Origin of the sequence: Pseudorhodoferax aquiterrae (assembly GCF_014652235.1) — a bacterium.
GTDB lineage: Bacteria > Pseudomonadota > Gammaproteobacteria > Burkholderiales > Burkholderiaceae_C > Pseudorhodoferax > Pseudorhodoferax aquiterrae.
In genome coordinates this window covers 1-19,860 of the sequence record NZ_BMYK01000051.1, presented here as the reverse complement: position 1 = coordinate 19,860, position 19,860 = coordinate 1, and the positions used below count along the sequence as shown (strand labels likewise).

Annotated in this window: 22 protein-coding genes; 12 read left to right on the top strand and 10 right to left on the bottom strand. The window is 70.9% G+C overall.

What is annotated here, in order from left to right; genetic code table 11:
- The coding region (locus IE209_RS32810) for a hypothetical protein (RefSeq protein ID WP_189691060.1) at window positions 1-185 on the bottom strand (185 nt) is incomplete at its 3' end.
- A 26-nt stretch (window positions 186-211) separates the two neighbouring features.
- A complete protein-coding gene (locus IE209_RS32805; RefSeq protein WP_229883176.1) occupies window positions 212-901 on the bottom strand; it encodes a response regulator transcription factor in 690 nt (229 codons plus the stop codon).
- A gap of 318 nt (window positions 902-1,219) precedes the next feature.
- On the opposite strand from IE209_RS32805, the gene dkgB reads away from it, so the two are divergent.
- On the top strand, window positions 1,220-2,032 hold the full coding sequence (dkgB, locus tag IE209_RS32800) for a 2,5-didehydrogluconate reductase DkgB (protein WP_189691059.1): 813 nt from the start codon (window positions 1,220-1,222) through the stop codon (window positions 2,030-2,032).
- A 4-nt stretch (window positions 2,033-2,036) separates the two neighbouring features.
- Here dkgB and IE209_RS32795 read toward each other — a convergent pair whose 3' ends face one another.
- Together IE209_RS32795 and IE209_RS32790 are read right to left on the bottom strand one after the other, a co-directional pair.
- Complete coding sequence (locus IE209_RS32795; RefSeq protein WP_189691058.1) at window positions 2,037-2,798, bottom strand: DUF3750 domain-containing protein; 762 nt, start codon at window positions 2,796-2,798, stop codon at window positions 2,037-2,039.
- Entirely contained in the window at window positions 2,795-2,956 is a 162-nt protein-coding gene (locus tag IE209_RS32790) for a hypothetical protein (protein WP_189691057.1), read from the bottom strand. The genes IE209_RS32795 and IE209_RS32790 overlap by 4 nt, the downstream gene beginning before the upstream one ends.
- A gap of 136 nt (window positions 2,957-3,092) precedes the next feature.
- Between IE209_RS32790 and IE209_RS32785 the strand changes: the two genes are divergently transcribed.
- The 7 genes from IE209_RS32785 (at window position 3,093) to IE209_RS32755 (ending at window position 9,477) form a co-directional block, all read left to right on the top strand.
- Complete coding sequence (locus tag IE209_RS32785; RefSeq protein ID WP_189691056.1) at window positions 3,093-3,620, top strand: 2,4'-dihydroxyacetophenone dioxygenase family protein; 528 nt, start codon at window positions 3,093-3,095, stop codon at window positions 3,618-3,620.
- A 68-nt stretch (window positions 3,621-3,688) separates the two neighbouring features.
- Window positions 3,689-4,402: an SDR family NAD(P)-dependent oxidoreductase gene (locus IE209_RS32780; protein ID WP_189691055.1), complete on the top strand. Its 714-nt coding sequence runs from the start codon at window positions 3,689-3,691 to the stop codon at window positions 4,400-4,402.
- Between the two features lie 40 nt (window positions 4,403-4,442).
- Window positions 4,443-5,408 carry a Bug family tripartite tricarboxylate transporter substrate binding protein gene (locus tag IE209_RS32775; protein ID WP_189691054.1) on the top strand — a complete coding sequence of 322 codons (966 nt, stop codon included), beginning with the start codon at window positions 4,443-4,445 and terminating at the stop codon, window positions 5,406-5,408.
- Between the two features lie 160 nt (window positions 5,409-5,568).
- Window positions 5,569-6,288, top strand: a complete 720-nt coding sequence (locus IE209_RS32770) for an SDR family NAD(P)-dependent oxidoreductase (RefSeq protein WP_189691053.1) — start codon at window positions 5,569-5,571, stop codon at window positions 6,286-6,288.
- Window positions 6,289-6,302: 14 nt separating this feature from the next.
- On the top strand, window positions 6,303-7,139 hold the full coding sequence (locus IE209_RS32765) for an IclR family transcriptional regulator (protein WP_189691052.1): 837 nt from the start codon (window positions 6,303-6,305) through the stop codon (window positions 7,137-7,139).
- Between the two features lie 8 nt (window positions 7,140-7,147).
- A complete protein-coding gene (locus IE209_RS32760) occupies window positions 7,148-7,795 on the top strand; it encodes a DUF1345 domain-containing protein (protein WP_189691051.1) in 648 nt (215 codons plus the stop codon).
- 152 nt (window positions 7,796-7,947) lie between these two features.
- Window positions 7,948-9,477, top strand: coding sequence for a methyl-accepting chemotaxis protein (locus tag IE209_RS32755; RefSeq protein ID WP_189691050.1), 1,530 nt, complete (start codon window positions 7,948-7,950; stop codon window positions 9,475-9,477).
- Window positions 9,478-9,483: 6 nt separating this feature from the next.
- Here the strand turns inward: IE209_RS32755 and pdxR are convergent, their stop codons facing one another.
- Window positions 9,484-10,947: a MocR-like pyridoxine biosynthesis transcription factor PdxR gene (gene pdxR, locus IE209_RS32750; protein ID WP_189691049.1), complete on the bottom strand. Its 1,464-nt coding sequence runs from the start codon at window positions 10,945-10,947 to the stop codon at window positions 9,484-9,486.
- Between the two features lie 85 nt (window positions 10,948-11,032).
- Here pdxR and IE209_RS32745 point away from each other — a divergent pair, with 85 nt between their 5' ends.
- Both IE209_RS32745 and IE209_RS32740 read left to right on the top strand, forming a co-directional pair.
- Window positions 11,033-11,656 carry an FMN-binding negative transcriptional regulator gene (locus IE209_RS32745; RefSeq protein ID WP_189691048.1) on the top strand — a complete coding sequence of 208 codons (624 nt, stop codon included), beginning with the start codon at window positions 11,033-11,035 and terminating at the stop codon, window positions 11,654-11,656.
- Window positions 11,657-11,667: 11 nt separating this feature from the next.
- Entirely contained in the window at window positions 11,668-11,982 is a 315-nt protein-coding gene (locus IE209_RS32740; protein WP_189691047.1) for an antibiotic biosynthesis monooxygenase family protein, read from the top strand.
- 1 nt (window position 11,983) lies between these two features.
- Here IE209_RS32740 and IE209_RS32735 read toward each other — a convergent pair whose 3' ends face one another.
- From IE209_RS32735 to mutS, 3 genes are read right to left on the bottom strand one after another with little or no spacing between them, the layout of a single operon-like run.
- The gene (locus IE209_RS32735; RefSeq protein WP_189691046.1) at window positions 11,984-12,823 is read right to left on the bottom strand and encodes an alpha/beta fold hydrolase; all 840 of its coding nucleotides are present in this window, start codon (window positions 12,821-12,823) and stop codon (window positions 11,984-11,986) included.
- Complete coding sequence (locus IE209_RS32730) at window positions 12,823-13,650, bottom strand: proteasome-type protease (RefSeq protein WP_189691045.1); 828 nt, start codon at window positions 13,648-13,650, stop codon at window positions 12,823-12,825. The genes IE209_RS32735 and IE209_RS32730 overlap by 1 nt, the downstream gene beginning before the upstream one ends.
- Window positions 13,647-16,295, bottom strand: a complete 2,649-nt coding sequence (mutS, locus tag IE209_RS32725) for a DNA mismatch repair protein MutS (RefSeq protein WP_189691044.1) — start codon at window positions 16,293-16,295, stop codon at window positions 13,647-13,649. The genes IE209_RS32730 and mutS overlap by 4 nt, the downstream gene beginning before the upstream one ends.
- Window positions 16,296-16,567: 272 nt before the next feature.
- On the opposite strand from mutS, the gene IE209_RS34410 reads away from it, so the two are divergent.
- Both IE209_RS34410 and IE209_RS32715 read left to right on the top strand, forming a co-directional pair.
- Entirely contained in the window at window positions 16,568-18,133 is a 1,566-nt protein-coding gene (locus tag IE209_RS34410) for a methyl-accepting chemotaxis protein (RefSeq protein WP_189691043.1), read from the top strand.
- Window positions 18,130-18,771: a PA4824 family protein gene (locus IE209_RS32715; RefSeq protein ID WP_189691042.1), complete on the top strand. Its 642-nt coding sequence runs from the start codon at window positions 18,130-18,132 to the stop codon at window positions 18,769-18,771. Before IE209_RS34410 ends, IE209_RS32715 begins: the two co-directional genes overlap by 4 nt.
- A 217-nt stretch (window positions 18,772-18,988) precedes the next feature.
- On the opposite strand, the gene IE209_RS32710 is transcribed toward IE209_RS32715, so the two are convergent.
- Together IE209_RS32710 and IE209_RS32705 are read right to left on the bottom strand one after the other, a co-directional pair.
- Window positions 18,989-19,498: a GNAT family N-acetyltransferase gene (locus IE209_RS32710; protein ID WP_189691061.1), complete on the bottom strand. Its 510-nt coding sequence runs from the start codon at window positions 19,496-19,498 to the stop codon at window positions 18,989-18,991.
- Between the two features lie 172 nt (window positions 19,499-19,670).
- A partial coding sequence (locus IE209_RS32705; protein WP_189691041.1) for an IS3 family transposase occupies window positions 19,671-19,860 on the bottom strand: 190 nt, incomplete at its 5' end.

Below are 19,860 nucleotides of genomic sequence, written 5' to 3'. Positions count from 1 at the left end.
CCGGGCCAGGCCAGCGCGGCCGGCAGCAGCAGGGCCGCCGCCAGGCTGGCAGGCCAGGTGGCCAGGGCCTCGTCGACCGCCGCATCGCGCAGGCGGTGCGCGGTGGAGCGGCGCGCACGCCGCTCGGGCGCGGGCGGCTCCTGCGGCGCGGCGTTCTCGACGGCGGTGAAGGCGGCGTTCGGCATGGTGCGCCCGAACGCCGCGCGGCCCTTCAGCGGAACAGGCTGATCATGTGCGAGCGTGAGCGCACGTCCAGCGCCAGCAGCAGCGAAGACACGTAGTTCTTGACCGTGCCCAGCGAGAGCTCGGTCGAGTTGCTGATCTCCTGGTTGCCGCAGCCCGAGAGCACCAGCTCGAGGATCTCCAGGTGGCGCGGGCCGAGCTCGGCGACGCGGTCGAACATCGCGGAGGACGGAAAGTGCGGAAACAGCGTGCTGTCCATCGGGCGGCGCTGGCGCGCGCTGTCCAGCAGGGCTTCGAGCGAGTGGCGCATCTGGTCCATCTGCGCGCTCTTGGGCACGTAGCCCACGGCGCCCAGCGCGCGCGCCTGGCGCACGACGAATTCGTCCTGGGTGCCGCTGAACACCGCGACGCGCGCCAGCGGGAAGGCCTGCATGAAGCGGCGCAGCCCCTGCAGCCCCTTGCAGTCGCCCAGGTTCAGGTCGAGCAGCACCGCGTCCACCGGCGCGCGCTCGCGGTACAGGCGCAGGCCCTCGTCCAGCGTGGGCGCCTCGATCCATTCGATGCGCAGCCCGCCCAGCGCGGGGTAGAGCGTGCGGATGCCGGCGCGCACGAGCTCGTGGTCGTCGATGAGCAGGATGCGGCGCGTGCTGCGCGGCATGGCGCTCGCCACGTCGGCGGCCGAGGGCTCGGACAGGTGCACATCCAACAGGGTTTCCATGGTCCTCTCCTTGGCGGCGGGCCCGGATTCGTCGTCGCCTGCAGACTAATCACACCGGGCAGAAGCATCGTAGGACTGGCGGATGGGGGCTACAACATCATTTTTTAGGAGGCAAACTGTGCAGTAGTGCACAGATCGCGGTTCTTGTATCAGCCTTGTTGCGTGGGCGGCGAGGTCATGAAATCAACGAAACACGCGAAGCACGCGCCCGCTGCACGGGCGGCCGCATCCTTGATCCGCAGGCAAAGATGTTTGCCGGATTGCGGGGTTTTTCTGCAAGGCGAACCGGCCCAGACTGCGGCCTTCGAAAGGACACGCATGAACCCCATCACCATCCCCACTTTCGGCCTGGGCACCTTCCGTTTGAAGGAGCAGGTCGTGGTCGACGCCGTGCGCAACGCGCTGGAAGTCGGCTACCGCGCCATCGACACCGCGCAGATCTACGGCAACGAGGCCGAGATCGGCCAGGCCATCGCCGAAAGCGGCGTGCCGCGCCGCGCACTGTTTCTGACGACCAAGGTCTGGACCGAGCATCTGGCCGGCGACAAGCTCGTGCCCAGCCTCAAGGAGAGCCTGCGCAAGCTGCGTACCGAGCAGGTGGACCTCACGCTGATCCACTGGCCTTCGCCCGGCAAGGCCGTGCCCATGACCGAGTACCTGGGCGCGCTGGCCGAGGCGCAGGACCAGGGGCTCACGCGCGCGATCGGCGTCTCCAACTTCACCGTGGCGCTGTTGCGCGAGGCCATCGGCATCCTGGGCGCGCAGCGCATCGCCACCAACCAGGTCGAGCTCTCGCCTTACCTGCAGAACAGCACGCTGGCGGCCTTCATGCGCGCCCAGGGCCTGCACCTGACCTCCTACATGACGCTGGCCTACGGCAAGGTGCTCGGCGATCCGCTGCTGCAGGCCATTGCGCAGGCGCACGGCACGGGCACGGCGCAGGTGGCGCTGGCCTGGGCGCTGCAGCAGGGCTACGCGGTGATTCCGTCGTCCACCAGGCGCGAGAACCTCGCGGCCAACCTGCAAGCGCAGCAGCTGCGTCTGAGCGACGAGGACATGGCGCGCATCGCGACGCTGGACCGCGGCGAACGCCAGGCGAACCCCGCCTGCCTGGCGCCGGCCTGGGATTGAACTGCTATAGCGGGCCGGGCAGCTTGCCCAGCCCGGGCAGGCGCAGCGCCAGGTCGTCCACGTCCACGCCGACGCCCAGGCCCAGCACATTGAGTTCCAGCCCCTCCACGCGTGCAAGCGTGATGCCGGCCAGGCCCAGCAGCGAGACCTGCCAGCCCGTGCCGCTGGGGGCGCTGGCGAAGAACCGCGTGGGGCCCAGGTAGTCCTTGCCGATGGCGGTGGGCGGCAGATCCAGCCGCAACTCCGGCACCTCGCGCGCGACCCAGGCGACGAAGGTGTTGCTGTTCGGGCCGGGCCAAAGGCCGTAGGTGTGGCCCCAGGGGTAGCGCGCGACGGCGGCCTCGATGCGGTCGATCATGGCCTCGGCCTGCGCCCCGCGGTGCTCCACGAGCAGGCGCGGGTAGGCGCCATACCAGTGCGTGTCGGGCAGGGTGCTCTCGCCCTGGACCAGCGCGTCGCCGCCGTAGCGCGCACGCCAGCCCAGGATCTGCCAGGTGGTGTAGTGGTCGGCCCCGGCGCGCTTGACCGCGATCCAGGGGTGGATGCCGAAGGCGCCGCGCCAGCGCACGATGCGGGCGCCGTAGACCTGCACCACGGCACGCCGCTCGACAGCCGGGTCCGGCGCCTGGCCGGTGGGCGAGCGTTCACGGCTGTGCCAGGGCGTGTCCAGGTCCAGTTGGCCCGAGGCCAGCACGCCGATGGGGCCCAGCAGCAGCACGGCGACCAGGGCCAGCAGGCGCAGCGGCCAGCGCAGCCACCGGCTCATGCCGACGCTCCCATGCCCGCGAGCGCGGCCGCGTCGCGCGCCTGCAAGCGCGGGCTGCCATGGGTGAAGGCGCTGGCGGCCCTTTCATCGGACAAGCCGGCATTGCCGTGCAGCAGGCGGGCGGCGTCGTGCCGGGCGTCGTCTGGAGGAAGGTGCATCGCTTGGAGGAATCCGCTGGAGAAAGCCGGCGCACATGATGCGCCCGCGCGCGCCGGCCGCGGGTAATCCCGGGGCTTCGACTGGTTTCCCGATTTCTACAATATGGACACACATCCACAATATGGACAATCCGCAATGCCGACCGACCGCGCCGATCCCGAGCCGCTGACGCCCTACCAGTACCCCAACCCGCCCGAGGCCCTGCCCGAGATCGTGATCCCCAACGCGATCCCGACCGACGAGCGCCTGTGGGTGCCGCAGGCCGAAAACGTCTGGTTCCGCCCGCTGTGCCTGAACGCGAGCCAGGGCTACTGGATGAACCTGCTGCGCGTGCGCAAGTCGGGCGTGCTGAGCCGGCACCGCCACCCGCAGGCCGTGCACGGCTTCGTGCTCAAGGGCCGCTGGAAGTACCTGGAGCACGACTGGTGGGCCGAGGAGGGCGGCTACGTGTTCGAGCCGCCGGGCGAGACGCACACGCTCTACGTGCCCGAGGACGTGCAGGAAATGATCACGTACTTCCAGGTCAACGGCGTCATGTACTACACCGACCCCTACGGCAAGGGCATGGGCTACGAGGACGTGTTCACCAAGATCGACATGTGCAGGAAGCACTTCGAGGAAGTGGGCCTGAGCGCGGACTACGTCAAGCAGTTCATTCGATGAGCGCCGGGCCGCCCCAAGCAAGCTCGCTCCCGCTTGGCGGGACAGGCCGCAGGCCGAAGGGTGCACCAATGAGCACTGCCCATTACGACTTCCGCGGCCGCGTGGCCGTGGTGACCGGCGGTGCGAGCGGCATCGGTGCCGAGACCGTGCGGCGGCTGCGCGGCTTCGGCGCCACCGTGGTGGTCTGGGATCTGTCGGCCGAGGGCGACCTGCAGGTCGACGTGGTCGACCGCACTGCCGTGGCCCGCGCCGCGCAGCAGACACTCGCACGCTGGGGCGGCATCGACATGCTTGTGCACAGCGCGGGCTATACGGGCCCGACCATGGCGCTGGACCAGTTCGACCCCGAGGTCTGGCACCGCGTCGTCGCCGTGAACCTGGGCGGCACCTTCAACGTCTGCCATGCCGTGGTGCCGTTCATGCGCCAGGCCGGCCGCGGCCGCATCGTGCTGCTGGCCTCGCTGGCCGGCAAGGAGGGCACGCCCAACGCCTCGGCCTACAGCGCGGCCAAGGCCGGCGTGCTGGCATTGACCAAGTCGCTCGGCAAGGAGCTGGCAGGCACCGGCATCCTGGTCAACGCGATCGCGCCGGCCGCCGTGCGCACGCCCATCCTGGCGCAGATGTCGCCCGAGCATGTGCAGGCCATGGTCGCCAAGAGTCCCATGCAGCGCCTGGGCGAGCCCGGCGAGGTCGCTGAGATGGTGGCCTGGCTCTGCTCCGATTCCTGCAGCTTCAACACCGGCGCCGTGTTCGACCTCTCCGGCGGCCGCGCTACGTATTGATCCCCAACACCACGACACCACCATCCGAGGAGACCTACCTATGTCCACGTCCCTGACCCGCCGGCAGTTCGCCAGCCTGGCCGCCGTGCCCTTCGTCGCCGGCACGGCCCACGCCCAGTCCGATTTCCCGAACAAGCCCATCGAACTCGTCGTGCCCTTCCAGCCCGGCGGCGGCACCGATGCGCTGGCGCGCTCCTTCGCCGACGCGACGCGCAAGCACACCACGCAGAGCTTCATCATCGTCAACAAGCCCGGCGCCAGCGGTTCCATCGGCTGGCAGGACGTGATGCACGCCAAGCCCGACGGTTACCGGCTGGCCATCGTCACCGTGGAGCTGGCCACGCTGGCCCACATCGGCATCGGCAAGATCGCCGCCGACGACCTGCAGCCCATCGCCCAGCTCAACGCCGACCAGGCCGCCATCACGGTGCGCGCCGAGGCGCCCTGGAACACCATCGAGGAGTTCCTGGCCGCGGCCAGGAAGGAGCCCGGCAAGATCGGCGTGGGCAACGCCGGCCCCGGCTCGATCTGGCACCTGGCGGCCTCGGCGCTGGAGGACAAGGCCGGCGTGAAGTTCAACCACGTGCCCTTCCAGGGCGCCGGCCCCGGCGTGCTCGCGCTGCTGGGCGGCCACATCGACGCCGTGGCCGTGAGCCCGGCCGAGGTCACCACGCACGTGCAGTCCGGCAAGCTCAAGACGCTCGCGGTGATGGCCGAGCAGCGCGTCAAGGGCTTCGACAAGGTGCCCACGCTCAAGGAGCGCGGCATCGACCTCGTGATCGGCACCTGGCGCGGCATCGCGGCGCCCAAGGGCACGCCGCCGCAGGTCGTGGCCTACCTCAAGGACCTGGCGCTCAAGGCCTCCAGCGAGCCCAGCTTCCGCGAGACGCTGGACAAGCAGAACCTGGGCTTCGTCTACGCGGACGACCAGGCCTTCAAGGCCAGGATCACGAAGGACAACGCGTACTTCAAGGACCTCATCACCAAACTCGGAATCAAGACTTGACCCACCCCCAGTCTCCGCGCTGCGCGCTCCGCCAACCCCCTTGCAGGGGGCGCACCCAGCGGCCTGGCAGAGCCCGTTCCGCGGGTGCCCTGGCATGGCCTGCTCCGCGGCCTTCGGCACCTTGGCATGCCTGCCGAGGTCGGTGCAACCAAGCAGTGATATGACCTACCAGACAGATCTCCTGACGGGCAAGCGTGCCCTGGTCGCCGGTGCCACGCAGGGCATCGGCGCCGTGATCGCCAACCACCTCGCGGCCCTGGGGGCGCAGGTCACGGCGCTGGGCCTCGGCGCCGGCGACGGCACGCTGGCCGCCAGCGTCGAGGCGCGCCAGTGCGACGTGACCGACGCCGCGAGCCTCGATGCCGCGCTGGCCGACATGCCCGAACTCGACATCGTGTTCAACTGCGCCGGCATCATCCAGCGCGGCGCCGAGCACGACCTGGAGGTGTTCCAGCGCGTGCTCAACGTGAACCTCACGGGCACCATGCGCGTGTGCACGGCCACGCGCCAACGGCTCAAGGCGCGGCGCGGCTGCATCGTCAACACCGCCTCCATGCTGAGCTTCTTCGGCGGCGGCCTGGTGCCGGGCTACGCGGCCAGCAAGGGCGGCGTGGCGCAGCTGACCAAGTCGCTGGCCATCGCCTACGCACCCGACGGCATCCGCGTCAACGCGGTGGCGCCGGGCTGGATCGCCACGCCGCTCACGCAGGCGCTGCAGGACGACCCGGCGCGCGCCGGCCCCATCCTCGCGCGCACGCCGCTGGCGCGCTGGGGCACGCCCGACGACGTGGCCCGCGCGGCCGTGTTCCTGTGCACGCCCGCGGCGGCCTTCATGACGGGCGTGATCCTGCCCGTCGATGGCGGCTACATGGTCACTTGATAATGCGCGGCGTCATGACCACGGCGCCCGACCTCTCTCCCGAAACCGACGACGCAGGCCAGCCCGCCGTCGCCGGCACCCAGGCCTTCGGCAAGTTCATGCGCGTGCTGCAGCTCGTGGCCGATGCCGAGCAGCCGCCCAATGTCGCGGCGCTGATGCGCGCCACAGGCTTTCCGCGGCCCACGGTGCACCGCATCGTCGCAGCCCTGGTGGCCGAGCGCATGCTCGTGGAAGACGCCGCCACGCATGGCCTGGCCCTGGGCCCGCGGCTGATCCAGCTGGCCGCGCGCAGCTGGGGCCGCTCGGACCTGCGGCTCGCGGCCATGGACGCGCTCAAGCGCCTGCGCGACATCACGGGCGAGACCGTGCACCTGGCCGTGCCCAACGGCCGCAGCATGGTCTTCATCGAGAAATTGGAGAGCCCCTCGGCCGTGCGCATGAGCTCGCGCATCGGCACCAGCGTGCCCTTGCACGTGACGGCGGTGGGCAAGGCCTACCTCGCGGCGCTGCCGGCCGCCGAACGCGCCGCGCTGCTCAAGGGCCTGCCGCTGCCGCGCCACACCGCGCACACGCTGACCGAGCGCGCCGCCTTCGAGGCCGAGCTCGCGGCCACCCAGGCGGCCGGCTGGTCGACCGACCGCGAAGAGCACGAGAACGGCGTCTACTGCTTCGGCGCCGCCGTGCGCGGGGCCGATGGCCGGCCCGTGGCCGCGATCAGCGTGACCACGCTGGTGTTCCGCCAGAAGGACGATCCGGCCCAGGCCTATGTGGCACCGCTGCTGGCCGCCTGCGCGGCCGTGGCCGAACGCATCGCCGAGGTGCCGGCGCTGGCCCAGGCCGAGCAGCTGTAGCGCCCGCCATGCCGCGCCTGCTGCACCACCTGCGCGTGCGCCCCTACCTGATGGGCGCGTGCGCCGTGGGCCTGGCCTGCGCCTGGCTGCTGCCGGCGCCGAACGCGGTCACGCGCGCCCTGGTCGGCTGGAACGCGGCGGTGTGGCTCTACCTCGTGCTGCTGGTCTTCATGATGGTGCGCGCGGACCATGGCCGCGTGCAGCGCGCGGCCGTGGCGCAGGCCGAAAGCGCGGCCACGGTGCTGGCCCTGGTCAGCCTGGCCGCGGTGGCCAGCGTGGTCGGCGTGGTGTTCGAGCTGTCGGCCGCCAAGCAGCCGGGCATGCCGCACGCCTGGCCGCATGTGCTGCTGGCGCTCGCCACGGTCGTGGGTTCCTGGACGCTGCTGCCCATGGTGTTTGCGCTGAGCTATGCCAGCGTCTACTACCGCGCCCATGGCGCCGGCCTGCGCTTTCCCGACGGCGATCCGCAGTTCCGCCCCAACTACGCCGACTTCCTGTACTTCTCGTTCACGATCGCTGTGGCCTCGCAGACTTCGGATGTCAGTGTCGACACGCCCACCATGCGTCGCGTGGTGCTGCTGCAGACCTTGCTGTCGTTTGCGTTCAACGCAACGATTTTGGCGTTCAGCATCAACATTGCTGCGAGTTTGTTTTGAAGCTCGCCTACGCAATGCGATGGATGAAACAAACGAAAATCAGATTGAAACAAAACGTTGTGAAATGGTAGATTGACGCACATCAAATGATGCGGAGGATTCTCCATGCGCTTCGTTGATTGCTGCGGACACGGTCTCGCCGTGCCTTGCCGGTGAGACGGGTCGGCACGGTGCAGCCCGACGGCCCCGCGGCCGATCCGCTGAAACCCATGCGCCAGCGTGCCGACCGGCTGGTGCTGTCCATGCTGGCGCTGCAGGCCCTGGTGGCCGTGCTGCTGGGTGGCCTGTACGGCCCCTGGGGCACGGGCCTGCTGGTGGCGGGGCTGCTGCTGGGGGCGGCCGCCGCGGCCCACGCGCTGGCCGCGGGCCGGCTGGCGGCGCGGCTGGTCATGGCGGTGGCCGGCATGTTCCTCGTGGCGCTGAACATCCAGCTGTCCATGGGCATGCCGGAGATGCACTTCGCCGTCTTCGTGTTCCTGGCCTTCCTGCTGGCCTACCGCGACTGGCGCCCCATCCTCGCCGCGGCCGTGGCGGTGGCCGTGCACCATGTGGTGTTCGACCGGCTGCAGGCCGCGGGGCTGCCGGTGTTCTGCCTGCGCGCGCCGGATTTCGGGCAGATCGTCATCCACGCCGTGTTCGTGGTCGTGCAGACCGGCGTGGAGCTCGTGATGGCGGTGCGCATGGAGCGCGACGCGCGCGAGTCGGCCGAGCTGCGGGCGCTGTGCGCGCTCGATGCCGAGGGCCGCTTGTCGCTGCAGGCCCATGCCGTGCAGGTGCACAGCGCCACGGGCCGCATCGTGCAGACCGCGCTGGTGCAGCTGGCCGGCGTGGTCGACGAGGTGCGCCAGGCCGCGCACGGCGTGGCCGGCACGGCCCGCGGCATGTCGGGCGACACCGAGCAACTCGGCCAGCGCACGCGCGAGGCCGCGCACAACCTGCAGTCGGCCGCCGGCGCGATGGCGCAGCTGGAGCAGTCCTTCGCCGCCAGCGCCGACGAGGCGCAGCAGGCGCTGCAGCTGGCGCAGCAGCAGAACGCGGCCGTGGCCGGCTGCGGCACCCTGGTGGACCAGTCGGTGCAGACCATGCAGGCCATCCACGCCAGTGCGCGGCAGATCACCGACATCGTCTCCACCATCGACAGCTTCGCGTTCCGCACCAACCTGCTGGCGTTGAACGCGGCGGTCGAGGCCGCGCGCGCGGGCGAGCATGGCCGCGGCTTCGCCGTCGTGGCGCAGGAGGTGCGCGTGCTGGCCCAGCACAGCGCGCAGGCCGCGCGCGACATCCGGGCGCTGGTGGCGCGCTCGCTGGAAGACGCCACCCAGGGCGAGCAGGCCGTGGGCCGGGCCGGCGCCAGCATGCGCGAGGTGCGCCAGCAGGCCGACCAGGTGCGCGCGCTGATGCTGCAGCTGTCGCAGCATGCGCAGCAGCAGTCGGTGGAGCTGGGCCATGCCACCGCGGCCGTGCAGCAGGTCGACCAGATGACGCAGGCCAACGCCGCCATGGTGGGCGCGGCCCAGCAATCCACGCAGGGGCTGGCGCAGATGGCCGAGCGGCTGCTGGCCGCGATCGCCCAGGTCGGTGGCGGCGCGGCGGCCCTGCCGGTGCCGGCCAGGGCGTCCGCGCCGGCAGCCAGCGCGGGTCGGGCACCGCTGGCCATCGCCACTGCGGTGGCCGGCGCCTGAGCCGCGTCAGCCGCGCAGGCCTGCGCGCAGCACGTCGCCCAGCACGGCCATGCCCTGCGCGATCTGCTCGGTGGTGAGGCCGGCATAGCCCAGCACCAGTCCCGCGGGGCGGCCGCGCGCTGGCGGCCCGGCGTACAGCGGCGTGACCGGGTAGACACCGACGCCGCGCGCGCGCAGCGCTGCCGCCAGCGGCGCTTCGTCGCGCGCGCGCAGCGCGGGCAGCCACAGCACCACGTGCAGGCCGGCGGCCGTGCCGGCCGCGTGGGCGCCGCCGGGCAGCTGCGCCACGGCCTCGAGCAGCGTAGCGCGCCGGCGCTCGTGCTGGCGGCGCATGCGCCGCACATGGCGTTCGTAGGCGCCGCTGTCCAGCAGCGCGGCCAGCACGCGCTGCTCCAGCACCGGCGCATGGCGGTCGGCCAGCCGCTTGGCCTGGCGGAACACCGGCACCAGCGGCGGCGGCAGCACCATGTAGCCCAGGCGCAACTGCGGCGACAAGGCCTTGGACACGGTGCCGATGTAGAGCACGCGGCCGTCGGTGTCGATGGCTTGCAGCGCGTCGATGGGGCGCTGGCCGTAGCGGAACTCGCCGTCGTAGTCGTCCTCGACGACCCAGGCCTGCTGGCGCTGCGCCCACTGCAGCAGTTCCATGCGCCGCGCGATCGGCAGCACGCCGCCCAGCGGGAACTGGTGCGAAGGCGTCACGTAGACCAGCCGGGCGCGCGCGTCGGGCGGCAGGCGCGCGGTGTCCAGTCCCTGGCCGTCGGCCGGCACGGCCAGCAGCCGCGCGCCCGTGGCCTCGAAACAGCGGCGCGCCATCAGGTAGCCCGGCTCCTCGCAGACGAAGGCCGCGTCGGCATCGAGCAGCAGCCGCGCGCAGAGGTCGATGGCCTGCTGCGTGCCATGCACCACGAGGATCTGCTCGGCGTCGCAGGCCAGGCCGCGCGCGCGGCGCAGGTAGGCCTGCAGCGCGCAGCGCAGCGTGGCGTCGCCCTCGGGTGCGGCGTAGTAGAGCGCCGCCTGCTGGCGCAGCAGTGCGGCCTGGTAGGCGCGCCGCCAGGCCAGCACCGGGAAGTCGCGCGGGGCCAGCGCGCCATAGAGGAAGTCGATGCGGGCCGGCCCCTGCGGCGCCAGCGTCGGCAGTTCCATGGCCGCGACGCGGCGGCCGTAAACCGACAGCGCGGGCGACGCCTGGCCGCTGCGCCGGCTGCGTGCCACAGGCGGTGCCACAGGGCGCGGCGGTGTCGCCACGCGCGCCACGCGCCCGCCCGAGGTCAGCAAAAAGCCCTCGGCCGCCAGCTGCTCGTAGACCGCCGTGACCGTGGTGCGCGAGACGCCCAGTTCGCTGGCCAGCGCCCGCGTCGAGGGCGCGCGCGCACCGGCCGGCAGGCTGCCGTCGGCGATCTGCGCGCGCAGCAGATCGTAGATGCGGCGGCCTGCGCCGGTGCCCTTGGGGCGCTGCAACTGGTCCATGCAAATACCCGAAAACTGGTACTTCCCATTGTGCCGGTCGTGCGCCACAGTGCGGGCTGCTTCACCCGCCCGCACGCCCACCACGATGTACCTGCCTGCCCACTTCGCCGAACAACGGCCTGAAGAACTGCAACGCCTGATCCAGAGCCACCCGCTGGGCACGCTCGTGCATCACGGCCCGGACGGGCTGGACGCCGACCACATCCCGTTCGAGTTCGATGCCGACACCGGCCCGCTGGGCGGGCTCACGGCCCATGTGGCGCGGGCCAACCCGGTGTGGCAGCGCTGCCCCACGGGCACGCCGGTGCTGGTGGTGTTCCACGGCCCGCAGGCCTACATCTCGCCCAACTGGTATCCGAGCAAGCACGAGGCGCACCGCCAGGTGCCGACCTGGAACTACGCCGTGGTGCACGCGCACGGCACGCTCACGGTCCGCGACGACGAACGCTTCGTGCGCGGCCTCGTGGCGCGGCTCACGCGCCGGCACGAGGCCACCGAGCCCCAGCCCTGGCGCATGGGCGATTCCGCGCCCGACTTCATCGACGGCCTGCTGCAGCACATCGTGGGCATCGAGATCGCGGTGACGCGCCTGGTCGGCAAGTCCAAGCTGAGCCAGAACAAGGAGCCGCGCGACCGCGAGGGCGCCGCCGGGCGGCTGGACGCACTGGGCCAGGCCGGGCTCGCCCAGGCCATGCGCCGCAGCCTCTGAAAGCCGCCGGCATGTTCGTTTCCACCTTCACCTTCGCCCCGGGCGCGTTCGACGCGGAGTTCCACCGCATGGACGCCGCGATCGCCGAGGCCGCGCGCGCCATTCCGGGCTACCTGGGCGAGGAAAGCTGGGAAAACCCGGCCACCGGCCTCGTGGCCAACAGCTACTACTGGGACAGCATGGCGGCGCTCGAGCAGCTCATGCAGCACCCCACGCACCGCGCGGCCAAGCAGCAGCAGGCGCGCTGGCTGGCGGGCTACCACGTGGTGGTCGCGCAGGTCGTCGCCTCGCACGGCGACGGCCGCATTGCCCACCCGCTGGCCTGAATCAGGCCCCCATGTTGGCCAGCGAGGCCTCGATCGCCGCGGCCGTCGCGCGTGGCCGCTCCATCGGGAACAGGTGGCTGCCGTCCAGCATCATCACGCGGCCCGGGTCGCCCTTGCCGTCGGCACCGATCACGCGCGCGGTCATGGCCATGCCGACCTGGCGCATCTCGGCCGACTGGCGCCCGCCCAGGAAGGCCACGGGGCACTTGAGCGGGTGCCGGCGCAGCAGCCGGTCCAGGTGGTCGGGCAAGGTGTTGTAGATCGCGGTTTCCACGTCGCGGTCGAAGCTCAGCACGCGGCGCGGCTGGCCCTCGTGCGTCTCGTCGTGCGTGCCGTGCGCGATGTAGTCGGCCAGCACCTGCGGATCCCACTTGGCGAAGGCCTTCTTGTGGCGGAAGTGCTCCAGCGCGGCAGCCGCATCGGGCCAGGCGTTGCGCCGCGCGCGGCTGATGCGCCCGGGCGAGACCGAGCCCACCAGCGGCGTGCGCTTGGCCAGGCCCAGCGTGGTGGCACGCCAGCCGCCGATCAGCGGCGAATCGATCAGCAGCACGCCGCGCGCGAGCTGCGGTGCCCGCGCGGCCGCCATCACGCTCAGGAAGCCGCCCAGCGAATGGCCGACCAGCCAGGCCTTCTCTGCCTGCTGCGTGGCGAAGTCCACCAGCTGCTGCACCAGGTGCGGCCAGTTGTTGCTGACCGGGTACTTGGGGTCGTGGCCGAACTTCTCGACCGCCGCGGTGCGAAAGCCGCGTGCGCGCAGTTCGGCGAACAGCACGCGGTAGGTGGAGGCCGGAAAGCTGTTGGCGTGCGAGAAGACGACGAGCCCGCGGTCGCCCGCTGCCATCAGATCAAGCGCTCGTCGGGGTTCGTGATCTTGCGCAGCGGCTTGCCGCGGCTGGCCGCGACCATCAGCGGCAGCGTGGTCGGCCCGTCGCCCCACTGCGGCTGCTCGATGCTGTCGAACACCTCGCGCAGCTTCTGGCCCCAGTTGCTGTGCAGCATGCGGAAGTAGGGGTTCTGCTCGTCGATGCAGACCACCTTGTCGGTGCGGAAGTCGTCCACGCCGTAGACCACGAGGTCCAGCGGCAGGCCCACCGAGAGGTTGGACTTGAGCGTGGAGTCCATGGACACCAGCGCGCACTTGGCGGCTTCGTCCAGCGGCGTGTCCGGCGTGATCACGCGGTCGAGCACGGGTTTGCCGTACTTGGATTCGCCGATCTGGAAATAGGGCGTCTCGGGCGTGGCCTCGATGAAGTTGCCGGCCGAATAGACCTGGAACAGCCGCATGCCTTCGCCCTTGATCTGGCCACCGAAGATCATGGAGACGTTGAACTCCACGCCCGACTGGCGCAGCGAGGCCGCGTCGCGGTCGTAGACGCGGCGCACGGCCGCGCCCAGCACGCGCGCGGCGTCGAACATGCTCTTGGCGTTCCAGATCGTGATGGGCTCGCTGTCCTCGTCCTCGCGCAGCTGCTCGACCTGCAGGATCTCGCGCACCGACTGCGAGATCGACAGGTTGCCGGCCGACAGCAGCACCATGAAGCGGTCGTCCGCGCGCTCGTAGACGATCATCTTGCGGAAGGTGCTGATCTGGTCGAGACCGGCGTTGGTGCGCGAGTCGGACAGGAACACCAGTCCGGCGTTGAGTTTGAGGGCGACGCAGTAGGTCATGGGGTGGGGCTGTTGGCTTGGGAGGCCTGTTCGCGGCGCGCGATGTTCTTCAAGCGGTACAGCGCATCGAGGGCCTCGCGCGGCGTCAGTGCATCGGGGTCGATGCCGGCCAGCGCAGATTCTACGGGGCTGGGTTCGGCCTGGGCCGCAGCCGGTGGCGGCGCGAACAGGTCGATCTGGGCCCGGCTTTCGCTGGCCTGCTGTTCCAGCGCCTCCAGCGTGTGGCGCGCGTGGTGCAGCACCGGCGCCGGCATGCCGGCCAGGCGTGCGACCTGGATGCCGTAGCTGCGGCTGGCCGGACCCGCCTGGATCTCGTGCAGGAACACGATGTCGCCACCCGATTCGGCCGCGCTCACGTGCACGTTCTGCGCCGCATGGTGCTTGGCCGGGAACTCGGTCAGTTCGAAGTAGTGCGTGGCGAACAGCGTGAAAGCCTGGGTGCGGTCGTGCAGCTGGGCCGCGATGCCGCTGGCCAGGGCCAGTCCGTCGAAGGTCGAGGTGCCGCGGCCGATCTCGTCCATGAGCACCAGGCTGTGGCGCGTGGCGCCGTGCAGGATCTGCGCGGCCTCGGTCATCTCCACCATGAAGGTCGATTGCGCGTTGGCGAGATCGTCCGCCGCGCCGATGCGCGTGTGGATCGCGTCGATGGGGCCGAGCCGGCAGCTGCTTGCGGGCACATGGCTGCCGATGCTGGCCATCAGCACGATCAGCGCCACCTGGCGCATGTAGGTCGACTTGCCGCCCATGTTGGGACCGGTGATGACCTGCATGCGCTGCTTCACGTGCAGCCGCGTGTCGTTGGCGATGAAGGCGGCCTGCGAGGTCTCGGCCAGGCGGGCTTCCACCACCGGGTGGCGGCCGCGCTCGATCTCGATGCAGGGTTCCTTGACGAACAGCGGCGCGCACCAGTTCAGCGTCTCGGCGCGCTCGGCGAAGCTGCACAGCACGTCCAGCGACGCCATGGCCTGGGCCAGGCGCGACAGCGCGGGCACGTAGGCCTGCAGCTGGCCCAGCAGCCGGTCGTACAGCCACTTCTCGCGCGCCAGCGCCCGCTCCTGGGCCGACAGCGCCTTGTCCTCGAAGGCCTTGAGTTCGGGCGTGATGAAGCGCTCGGCGTTCTTGAGTGTCTGGCGCCGCCGGTAGTCGGCCGGCACCTTGTCGAGCGCGCCCTGCGTGACCTCGATGTAAAAGCCATGCACCTTGTTGAACTGCACGCGCAGGTTGGCGATGCCGGTGCGCGCGCGCTCGCGCGTCTCCAGGTCCAGCAAGAAGGCGTCGCAGTTGTTCTGGATCGCGCGCAGCTCGTCGAGTTCGGTATCGTGGCCGCTGGCGATCACGCCGCCGTCGCGCACCAGCGCGGCCGGCTCCTCGCACATGGCGCTGGCCAGCAGGGCCGCGCATTCGGGCGGCGGCTCCAGGTCCTGGCGGATCTGCGCCAGCAGGCCCGGCAGGCCGTCGATGCTGTCGGCCAGCAGGCCGGCGCGCTGCAGCGCCAGCTGCAGGGCCACGAGTTCGCGCGGGCGCACCTGCAAGAGCGCCGTGCGCGCCGTGATGCGCTCCACGTCGCTCGTGCCCTTGAGCTGCGCGCGCAGCTTGGCGTAGTGGCCCGCACCGGCCGCCTCGCGCAGCACCGCCGTCGCCAGCAGGCGCGCATGGGCTTCGCCGCGGTCACGCTGCGGCTCCAGCAGCCAGCGCTTGAGCAGCCGGCTGCCCATGCTGGTCATGCAGGTGTCCAGCAGCGAGAACAGCGTGGGGCTGTCCTCGCCGCGCAGTGTCTGGACGAGTTCCAGGTTGCGCCGCGTGCTGAGCGGCAGGTCGATCTGGGCGTCGCTGCGCGCCACGCGCAGCGCCTGCAGGTGCGACAACGCCTGGCCCTGGGTGTGCTCGGCGAAGGCCAGCAGCGCCGAGGCCGCCGCATGGGCCTGCGGCAGGCCCTCGGCGTGCCAGGCCGAAAGGCCCGCCACGTGCAGGTGCTCGCAGAGCTTGCGCTGGCCCAGTGCGGCGTCGAACTGCCAGGCCGGGCGCAGCGACAGCGCCAGCGGCCCGCCCTGCGGCGTCGTCAGGCGCAGGCCGCGGATGCGCGCCTCCAGCGCATCGGGCACGTCGGCCGGCAGCAGCAGCTCGGCTGGGCCGATGCGGGCCAGCCAGCCCGGCAGCTCGTCCATGCTGCACTCGGCCAGCTGCAGTTCGGACTGCGTGAGCGCCAGCCAGGCCAGGCCGCAGCGCTGGCGCGGGCCGGGGTAGAAGGCGGCCAGCACGGATTCGGTCTTGTCGGCCAGCAGCGAGGCATCGGTCAGCGTGCCGGGCGTGACCACGCGCACCACCTTGCGCTCCACCGGGCCCTTGCCCGTGACCTCGCCGACCTGCTCGCAGATCGCCACCGATTCGCCGAGCCGGATCAGCTTGGCCAGGTAGCTCTCCACCGCGTGGAACGGGATGCCGCACATCGTGACCGGCTCGCCGGCCGACTGGCCCCGCCGCGTGAGCGTGATGTCCAGGAGCGCCGCGGCGCGCTCGGCGTCGGCGTAGAACATCTCGTAGAAGTCCCCCATGCGGTAGAAGACCAGCGTGTCGGGGAAGTCGGCTTTCAGGCCGAGGTACTGGGCCATCATCGGCGTGTGGGCCGAGAAGTCAGGCTTTGGCATGGGCGGGAGCGAAGACAAGAGGCGTGGCGTGCGGTTGGACAGCGGGGGGGCGATTGTCGCCAAGTTGCGGCCGGCGGTGGCGCCGGAACGGGACTTGCGCGCCGCATGGCGTGGCCGCACAAAACTAACCGACAGCCTGGCGGCCGTCGTTTTGGTGCCATGGCCGTGCCGTTCGGTCCGCCAGCGCTGCCCTTCGTCGGCGCCCGGGTGGCCGGCTCCCCGTCCGGCTGATGAAATGACCGCAGCGTACGGTCCACACAAGGAAAGCCGCGATGAAGTTGCGCAGCCAGGTATTGGGGTTGGGGGTGGTCGGCGTCGTCATGGCCGGCCTGGTCGGGGTGATCGGCTTGCTCAACGGCAACCGCCTCGCCGCAGAGATCGGCCGCACGGTCGACCTCGGCACGGCCCTGCAGAGCAGCCAGGAGGCCGACATGATGCACGACGCCGTGCGCGGCGACGTGCTGCTCGCGCTGCTCGGCGCGCAAAGCGGCGACAAGGCGCAGATCGCCGAGGCCCGGCAGGGCCTGGCCGCCCACACCGACACCTTCCAGAAGGCACTGGCCCAGCTGCAGGAGTTGCCCACCTCCGAGGAGGTCAAGCGCGTGGTCGCCACCACGCTGCCGCTGGTTTCGGCCTACACGGCGGCCGCCGGGCGCATCCAGGAGCTGGCCGCCGGCGACGCCGCGGCGGCCCGGGCCGCGTACCCGGCCTTCCAGAAGGCCTTCTCCGACCTCGAGGGCCAGATGGCGGCCCAGGCCGATGCCATCGAACGCAACAGCGAGGCGGTGCAGGAGGCCGCCGCGCAGAGTGTGCGGGTGGCGGCGCTGCAGGTGGTGCTGGCGCTCGCCGTGGCGGCCGTGCTGCTGGTCGGCGCGGCCGTCTGGCTCACGCGGCAGATGGAGCGGCCCATGGCCGACGCCGTGGGCATGGCCGACCGCCCGGCCCATGGCGACCTCACGGGCAGCGCGGCCGCGCACGGCAACGACGAGACGCGGCGCCTGCTGTCGGCCATGGCGCGCATGCAGGCGCAGTTCAGCGAGATCGTGCGCAGCGTGCAGCACAACTCCGACAGCGTGGCCCATGCCAGCGTGGAGATCGCCCAGGGCAACCAGGACTTGAGCATGCGCACCGAGCAGCAGGCCAGCGCGCTGCAGGAAACCTCGGCCTCGATGGAGGAGCTGCGCGCCACCGTGCTGCACAACGCCGACAGCGCGCGCCAGGCCAACGAACTGGCGGCCAAGGCCAGCGCCGTGGCCGCGCAGGGCGGGGCGGTGGTCGGCCAGGTGGTGCGCACCATGCAGGAGATCGAGGAGTCCTCGCACCGCATCGCCGACATCATCGGCACCATCGACGGCATCGCCTTCCAGACCAACATCCTCGCGCTCAACGCGGCCGTGGAGGCCGCGCGCGCGGGCGAGCAGGGCCGCGGCTTCGCCGTCGTCGCCTCCGAGGTGCGCGCGCTGGCCGGTCGCTCGGCCGAGGCCGCCAAGGAGATCAAGGCCTTGATCGGCACCAGCGTGCAGCGCGTGGAGGCCGGCACGCGCCTGGTCGGCAGCGCCGGCGGCACCATGGACGAGATCGTCGCCGCGATCCGCCGCGTGACCGACATCGTGGGCGAGATCACGGCTTCCAGCGACGGCCAGGCGGCCGGCATCTCGCAGGTCGGCGATGCCGTCACGCAGATGGACCGCAGCACGCAGCAGAACGCTGCGCTGGTCGAGGAAATCGCGGCCGCAGCCAGCAGCTTGAAGAGCCAGGCCCAGGGCCTGGTCAGCGCGGTCGCGGCGTTCCGGTTGCCCGGCAGCACCAGCGTGGCGCTGCGGGAGCGTGCAGCATGAGGCGCCTGTGCGCGCTGGCCGCAGCCCTGGTGGGCCTGGCGGCCGTGCCGGCCTGGGCCGGCCGCCCGCTCACCGTGGACGACGCCAACGTGGCCGAGGTCGGCGGTGGCCAGGTCGAGACCTGGTATGCGCGCCCGGCCGGGCGCGACCGGCTGTGGACCAGCACGCTGGGCGTGGGCGTGCTGGAATGGCTGGAGCTGGGCCTGGGCGTGGAGCGCAGCTTCTCCGCGCCCGAGACCAGCACCGCCGTGCAGGCCAAGATGCGGCTCACGCCCTCGGTGGAGGGCGGCTGCAACTTCGGCGCCGTGCTCGGGCGCATGCACCTGCACCGCGAAGGCGGTGACGCCACCTATGCCAACGGCCTGTTCACCTGCAACCTGGACGGCGGCCCGCTGCACCTGAACCTGGGCGCGCACCGGCCCGATGGCGGCGGCACCCATGCCACCTGGGGTGTGGCCAAGGAGTTCGAACTCGGCGCCGTGACGGCCCATGTCGAGGCCTTCGGCCAGCAGCATGGCAAGCCCACGCTGCAGTTCGGCCTGCGCCGCGAGCTGGTCAAGAACCTGCAGGTGGACGGCACACTGGGCCGCTCGGAAAGGAAGGCCGTCTTCAGCCTGGGATTGCGGGTGGGCTTCTGAGGCGGGCTGGGAGAGTGCCCGGCGTCGGATTCAACGAGCGCCGAGACGGTGCCGCGCCGCCGGGGTGCATTGCGTCCTCGCCCAGAAGGTGAGCTGAAGGCTGCGAGCGCTCAACTGCTGAATCCAGGTTGAGGTCGCCGTGGCTACGCCCCTGCTTGCCATATCGCGCGACCGCAAGTGAGCCCAGTCCGCTGGGGGTATCCCCTTGACGGAGGGGTTAGGTCGCGGCATTGAATGCCTCGTGGTAGGAGACCTGGCCAGCTGGCACAGGTGTCTGCCATGCCAGGCGCATGAAGTGCTGCGCCGGCACACCGGGCAGGACAAGACTCGAATCTTGGACAAAGCCGAACCTGCAATAGAAGGCTGGATCGCCCAACAGGACACAACCAGCAGCGCCATCGGCTTGCAGCTGGGCGAGGGCGGCCCGAACAAGCGCGCTGCCGACGCCTCGGCGCTGGTGAGCCGAGGCTACCGAGAGGGGGCCTAAGCCGAACCAAGCTTGGGGCTTGCCAGCCACGTGCACTGGAGAAACGGCGACATGCCCAACGACGCAACCTGCAGCCTCAGCGACCAGCGAGACCGCGAGCGCGTTTGCGCTCCGAAGAGCCTTGACGATGAGATGCTCCGTTCCGCTGCTGAAAGGCGCACCCGCAAAGGCCTCTTGCGTGACGGCATCGATGACTTCCACGTCGCCTGGGGCCTCGGCCCTTATGGTGCAACGTGACATCTTCGGGGCGGAACGCCGAAGGCAAGCGGCGCCGAAGGCGTCCGACTTGGGCGACCAGTTAGGAGGCTGGAGCATAGACCTGCCACCTTCCTCCTCGGCGAACCAGCAAGCACTTTGAATCGCCCCGGGATTGAACTGACCCCCAGAAGTTGGACGGTCACGATGCCGCCGTTCAGGCGGTGCTTCTCAATCGGTATTCCACCGGACTGAGCCCTTGCAAACCGAGCTTGATGCGCTCGTGGTTGTAGTAGTGGACGTAATCATGCACGCCCGTTTCAAGCGCATCAATGCTGTCGGGCTTCTCGAGATGGAAGTACTCGGCCTTCAGGGTGCCGAAGAAGCTCTCAATTGCCGCGTTGTCG

Coding starts and splice junctions, on each gene's coding strand:
- IE209_RS32795 (WP_189691058.1), bottom strand. CDS start 2,798: ATGAGCCGGTGGCTGCGCTGGCCGCTGCGCCTGCTGGCCCTGGTCGCC.
- IE209_RS32735 (WP_189691046.1), bottom strand. CDS start 12,823: ATGGCAGCGGGCGACCGCGGGCTCGTCGTCTTCTCGCACGCCAACAGC.
- mutS (WP_189691044.1), bottom strand. CDS start 16,295: ATGCCAAAGCCTGACTTCTCGGCCCACACGCCGATGATGGCCCAGTAC.
- IE209_RS32775 (WP_189691054.1), top strand. CDS start 4,443: ATGTCCACGTCCCTGACCCGCCGGCAGTTCGCCAGCCTGGCCGCCGTG.
- IE209_RS32765 (WP_189691052.1), top strand. CDS start 6,303: ATGACCACGGCGCCCGACCTCTCTCCCGAAACCGACGACGCAGGCCAG.
- pdxR (WP_189691049.1), bottom strand. CDS start 10,947: ATGGACCAGTTGCAGCGCCCCAAGGGCACCGGCGCAGGCCGCCGCATC.
- IE209_RS32780 (WP_189691055.1), top strand. CDS start 3,689: ATGAGCACTGCCCATTACGACTTCCGCGGCCGCGTGGCCGTGGTGACC.
- dkgB (WP_189691059.1), top strand. CDS start 1,220: ATGAACCCCATCACCATCCCCACTTTCGGCCTGGGCACCTTCCGTTTG.
- IE209_RS32730 (WP_189691045.1), bottom strand. CDS start 13,650: ATGACCTACTGCGTCGCCCTCAAACTCAACGCCGGACTGGTGTTCCTG.
- IE209_RS32740 (WP_189691047.1), top strand. CDS start 11,668: ATGTTCGTTTCCACCTTCACCTTCGCCCCGGGCGCGTTCGACGCGGAG.
- IE209_RS34410 (WP_189691043.1), top strand. CDS start 16,568: ATGAAGTTGCGCAGCCAGGTATTGGGGTTGGGGGTGGTCGGCGTCGTC.
- IE209_RS32790 (WP_189691057.1), bottom strand. CDS start 2,956: ATGCACCTTCCTCCAGACGACGCCCGGCACGACGCCGCCCGCCTGCTG.
- IE209_RS32760 (WP_189691051.1), top strand. CDS start 7,148: ATGCCGCGCCTGCTGCACCACCTGCGCGTGCGCCCCTACCTGATGGGC.
- IE209_RS32805 (WP_229883176.1), bottom strand. CDS start 901: ATGGAAACCCTGTTGGATGTGCACCTGTCCGAGCCCTCGGCCGCCGAC.
- IE209_RS32785 (WP_189691056.1), top strand. CDS start 3,093: ATGCCGACCGACCGCGCCGATCCCGAGCCGCTGACGCCCTACCAGTAC.
- IE209_RS32745 (WP_189691048.1), top strand. CDS start 11,033: ATGTACCTGCCTGCCCACTTCGCCGAACAACGGCCTGAAGAACTGCAA.
- IE209_RS32710 (WP_189691061.1), bottom strand. CDS start 19,498: ATGTCACGTTGCACCATAAGGGCCGAGGCCCCAGGCGACGTGGAAGTC.
- IE209_RS32770 (WP_189691053.1), top strand. CDS start 5,569: ATGACCTACCAGACAGATCTCCTGACGGGCAAGCGTGCCCTGGTCGCC.
- IE209_RS32715 (WP_189691042.1), top strand. CDS start 18,130: ATGAGGCGCCTGTGCGCGCTGGCCGCAGCCCTGGTGGGCCTGGCGGCC.